The organism is Tychonema sp. LEGE 07196 (assembly GCF_963890365.1).
Classification (GTDB): Bacteria; Cyanobacteriota; Cyanobacteriia; order Cyanobacteriales; family Microcoleaceae; genus Microcoleus.
In genome coordinates this window covers 1-5,074 of sequence record NZ_CAWPRX010000175.1, presented here as the reverse complement: position 1 = coordinate 5,074, position 5,074 = coordinate 1, and the positions used below count along the sequence as shown (strand labels likewise).

The following is a 5,074-nucleotide window of genomic DNA, read 5'->3' as shown; positions in this document are numbered from 1 at the left end:
TCAGTTGCTTGAGGCGTCCAACTAATGCGGCCGAATTCATCAACAGTCATTCCCGACGGCGACTGTATCAGAGAATAAGCAAGCAAATCCCCCTCAGCATCAGTCGCCCTTAAATCGTAACGATAGGGTTGACCGCTAGCAACTTGCTGCGGGGGAATATTGGGAATTACAGGAGTAGAATTTGCCCTCGCAGTTAAAGTAAAACCTTGGGCTGCACCCGTACCCAAATTGTCAACAGCCCCGACTACTATTTGATGGTTTCCAGCAGTTGGATTGTTCCAAGTAACAACACCAGTCGCTGAATTAATTGTCATTCCCGGTGGAGATTGCAATAATTGGTATTGCGCGATCGTACCGTCGGCATCGGCGGCAGTTACTTGGTAGCTGTAAGGGCGTCCTGTGAGGCTGTGAATGCGGGTGTGGAAGTAATTGCTGGGGGAAGGTTGATAGCAGTAGTTCCCGCAGTGACAGTGAAAGTTTGAGTTGCAATTGCCCCCTGCTTATCAGTAACGGCAACCTCTACAGAATGCTGTCCGATAGAAGTAGCATTCGGCGTCCATTGAATCCTGCCGTTGCTGTCAATTGCCATGCCAGCAGGATACTTACTCAAAACAGCGCACTTCTTTATTGCCAGTCAATTTCAAATACACCGTATATCTGCTGCTTGTAACGCTTCCCTGAATCCAGGTTTACTAATTCCCAGTCGATAACCTCTCCATCTTCGTTTAAATACACCTTGGCACCACGTGGATATTCTTGCCCGTTGATCGTATGCGGAGCAGACAGCACGATTATACTAGGTTTACCGCTGGCATACCGCCACACAACAAACTGCGAACTGCAAGGAAATCCTTCGATCGATCGATCTGCGTCCAGTCGCTGGGAATATTCTAACAATTTGCCAGTTTCATCAAAAGTCAAACGGCTATCTGATGGGTACAAAACTTCATCTATTTGAAGATCGCAAGCTAGCGAAGCATTCAGCAACCGACCATTTTCATGCAGATATATTATACAATCACCGAGACAAGGAATACCGTCCAAAACAGTTGTCTGAGATAGCCAGCAGAGTTTAAGTCGTCCAGAGGGAAAAAAGACCACGCTGCGATCACCCAAACAGGGAATGCCTTGTATCGTGGTATTGCGGACAAGTGTAGCATCACGAACCGAGCCATCTGGGAAAAATTCAGCATCTTCATTGAGGATTTCTATATTATTCACTATCATTATTTTTGCCTGTTTTGTAAAAAATTAACTTCTGACATACACGTACTCTGTTAGATTTTTTATCCCACATCCTGCACCCCCAATCGTCACACTACGAATTTTAGTTATTGGAACACTTTAGACTGCCGATCCCCACAATGATTTTCCAGGAAATTGTATAAAAAAACTTAATTCCAGATTCCAGAGCTAACTCCCGAAAAAACGATTGTGACAGTCTAGGTGCGGGAGGTGGGTTTGAGCGTTGCCAAATTCTCATGTGAAATAAGTAAATATATTATATCTTTATGGGTTTACCTATTTCTAAAAAATATGATAGCAGTTTGGCGTTAAGGAGAATTATTGAAAACCTCTATCTCCATACTTCTTAATTTTATTATAATCACTACGAGGTCCCTTATCGTAGTTCCCCTTTCCAAATCGTTCGTTCATTACTCGATCAGCGAACTCTTTACCACTTTCACCTTTAAAGGGACGCTCGCCTGACTGTTTCAACCAACTAGGCACATCTGTTGATTTCTCTTTGCCCGATCCTGATGTTGGGGTTTTACGCTCTCTAGGGGTGGGATCTGATTTATTTTGGCCTTGATTTTCTTGATTGTTCTGAGAAGTTTGCTCTTCTTGATTTTCCTGATTGTCTTGATCTTCTGAGTTTTCTTCATTTCCTTTTCCTGACTTGCCCTTTTTACCCTTGTTTCTCGAAGCAAAATAAGGGACATACAAATCAAGCAGATCGTCCAGAGCTTCTTTTGTAGTAAATACCAATTTAGGCACACTCCAAGATACCCAATAAATCGCAGCCAGAGCACCCATACCCGCCATCGTCGAGTTAATTTCCATCGCAAACAACCCAGACGGATCGATGTAATTAACCGGATTAGCATGAGCATACAGATAATCATGCCGCGACATCGGATCGGAGCGACGACCCTCATAACTATCGACGCGAGTAAACCGTCCAACACTAGGATTGTAATACCGCTGCCTTAAATAATATTGACCTAAGTCTTCATCATACTGTTCTCCTGCAAACAAGTAGTCATTCTCTACATTACCAGCAGACGCAATCAAATTCCCAAAAGCATCATAACTGTAAGTATCAGTCACCACACCGCTAGCATCAGTCAACCCCCTCGTACTGCCCAACCCATCAACTAAATAATACGAATCATTAATCCCCCTCTCCTGAGAAATCAAATCCAACCCGTACACATAACTAGCGATCAAAGCATCATTAACAGATTCCTCTAACACCTGAGCGTAAGGAAGATTCTTATCAACCAAATACTCAGTAGTCACCCCATTAACAGTCTTGCTAACCCTCACCCCATCCGCATCGTAAGCATAACTAATATTCTCGCCCGTCGGAGTTTGAACGCCAATCAAACGATTCTCAAGATTCCAAGTATAAACCGTCTCTTGAGTACCGTTCTCAATCTTGCGAGTAGTATTCCCATTCGCATCGTAACGATACTCAGTCGTCTTAACCAACACATTATTCTGCCGCAATTCCTCCCTCAACAACCTGTCATTATCGTCATAAACATAACTCGTCACTCCAGTAACAGAATCAGTCTTCGTCAACCGATTCCCCACCGCATCGTAACCGTAACTAATCGTGCGGTTGCCATTAACCGAATCGGTAATTGTCTCTTTGGTCAGTCGATACAAATCGTCATATTCGTACTCAACTTTCCTGCCGTTTTGTTCCGTGACAACCTTGGGATGCCCCACAGGATCGAGAGTATAATCAAAACTCTGAATCGTTACGTTATTCCTTTGATAAGCTAACAACTTCAACCGATTCAACTCATCGTAAGTCCTCACTTCCTCCACACCATTCGGCAACTCAGTCCTCGACAAATTCCCCTCAGCATCGTAGAAATACTTCGTTTCTGCCAAATCCGGGTCGATAACTTTTTCCAAACGATTTTGTGCGTCGTACTCGTATTTAGTTGCACCACTCGGAGTCCTCACTTGTGTTCGATTTCCCGCAGCATCGTAATCGTATTCAATCGTTACATTGCTTGCCAAATAAGGGCCATCCGGGTCTTGTCTCGATACCAACCGTCCCAGTTCATCGTATTGAAAATTCGTCGTTCCCCGTCCATCAACAACGGTTTGAATTTGCCCGCCAGCGGTGTAAGTAAACGTCACCGGAACTTCACCGCTAGCAGCAGCAAACCCCTTAGAAACCAAACGATTTTCAACATCATAACCGTAGGTAATAGTATTACCATTAAAATCAGTAACACTTTGAACATTACCCGCAGCATCATAAATCGTACTCGATCTTTGATTTAACGGTAACTCAACAACAACCCGACGCCCGTTTTTATCATACTCAAACTCAGTTCGATTATCTTCAGCATCCTCCTGCCAAATCAACCGCCCAGCCTCATCGTAACCGTACTCAGTTCTGAGATTGACTGGATTAGTTCCCGACTGATTCAAAGTCTGCACTACCGCAGTCAACCTACCCAAAGCATCGTACTCGTACTTGACAGTTTTTCCAGCAGCATCAGTAGCGGAAATGCGGCGACCCAAACTATCATATTCAGTGCGAGTTGTCGGATTATCTAAAAGATTGTTAGGAGTAGAATCGGGATAAATAGTCTTCACCAACCGACCTAAACTATCGTACTCGTAACGAGTCACCCTTCCCAACGCATCAATACTAGCAACAGTCCGTCCCAACTTATCGTATTCAGTACGACTTCTCGGATTATCAGAATTATCAGGCGTAGCATCAGCATAAATAACCTCTTCAAGCTGACCGTTAATATTGTAACGATACTCAGTCCGATTTCCCGTTTCATCAATCTCAGCTTTCACCTCACCATTCTTGTAATACTCAGTCTTACTTCTGGGATTCTCCGACAGGAAAGCAGGCGAAACAAGAGGATAAATAACCTGAGTCCAGTCAATTGTAGCAGGAGTTTGATTTGGTGCGACTGCTTGAATTAATTGAGAAAGCGTATCAGTTTTATCGGCATAAATCGTTTCAACTAAACGCCCAGCATCGTCATAATTGTAGTGAGTTACCAACTTATCGCGGTCAACACTAGCCCGCAAACGACCACCCTTATCGTAAATATTAATCGTTCTCGGATTGTCAGCCGGATTGCTGAGAGTATTGTCGGGATAAATCGTCTCAATTAACTGACCTTTGCTATCGTAACGATACTCATTCCGACGATTCAAAGCATCAATTACAGCAACTTGATTCCCATTAGCATCGTACTCGTATTTGGTAACTCCATTTAACCCATCAGTCGTTGACTTAACTTTACCGTTACTATCGTAAGTTGATTTAGTAACCAGTTGTTGAATACCCGAAGGAGTAGTTACAGTGCGAGTTTCAGTTAAACGATTCCCACTGTTGTCGTAGGTAAAAGTTGTTTTATTTCCTAAAGCATCCTCAACCGAAAGTACATTTCCCGAAGCATCGTAGGTAAACTTAGTAACTTTGTTAGCATCGGAAAAAGTGAGAAGATTTCCCCTCATATCGTAGCTGAACTTACTAACATTCCCCTTTGCATCCTTAGTAGACAGCAAATTTCCACTCGGAGAATAGGTATAATTCGCACTATTCCCCAAAGCATCAATCTCAGTCAAAACCTGTCCCCGACTGTTATAAGTCCACTGACTGACATTCCCCAAAGCATCCTTCTGGGTTAACTTATTCCCCGATTCATCGTAAGTCCACTCAGTCTTTTGCCGCACCTCAACCGAAACTCCAGCAGCATTTAACTCAGTGGTAATTACAGTCTCAGTCAGAACGTTATTATCCCCATCAAAAGTCCTATCAACCCTCTTACCTAACGGGTCAATCTCAGTTAAAACGTTC

General features: G+C 43.4%; 4 protein-coding genes. All 4 read right to left on the bottom strand.

The genetic code is table 11. From position 1 onward, the window contains the following. Window positions 1-350 (bottom strand): putative Ig domain-containing protein (locus AACV78_RS20720; protein ID WP_339383744.1); only part of this gene is annotated, 350 nt, incomplete at its 3' end. Window positions 351-373: 23 nt separating this feature from the next. Next, window positions 374-610 carry a putative Ig domain-containing protein gene (locus AACV78_RS20715; RefSeq protein ID WP_194010880.1) on the bottom strand — a complete coding sequence of 79 codons (237 nt, stop codon included), beginning with the start codon at window positions 608-610 and terminating at the stop codon, window positions 374-376. Window positions 611-624: 14 nt separating this feature from the next. After that, window positions 625-1,221, bottom strand: coding sequence for a hypothetical protein (locus AACV78_RS20710; RefSeq protein WP_228052108.1), 597 nt, complete (start codon window positions 1,219-1,221; stop codon window positions 625-627). 342 nt (window positions 1,222-1,563) lie between these two features. Then, window positions 1,564-5,074, bottom strand: a 3,511-nt coding sequence (locus AACV78_RS20705; RefSeq protein WP_304941070.1) for an RHS repeat-associated core domain-containing protein, incomplete at its 5' end; no start/stop codon positions are given.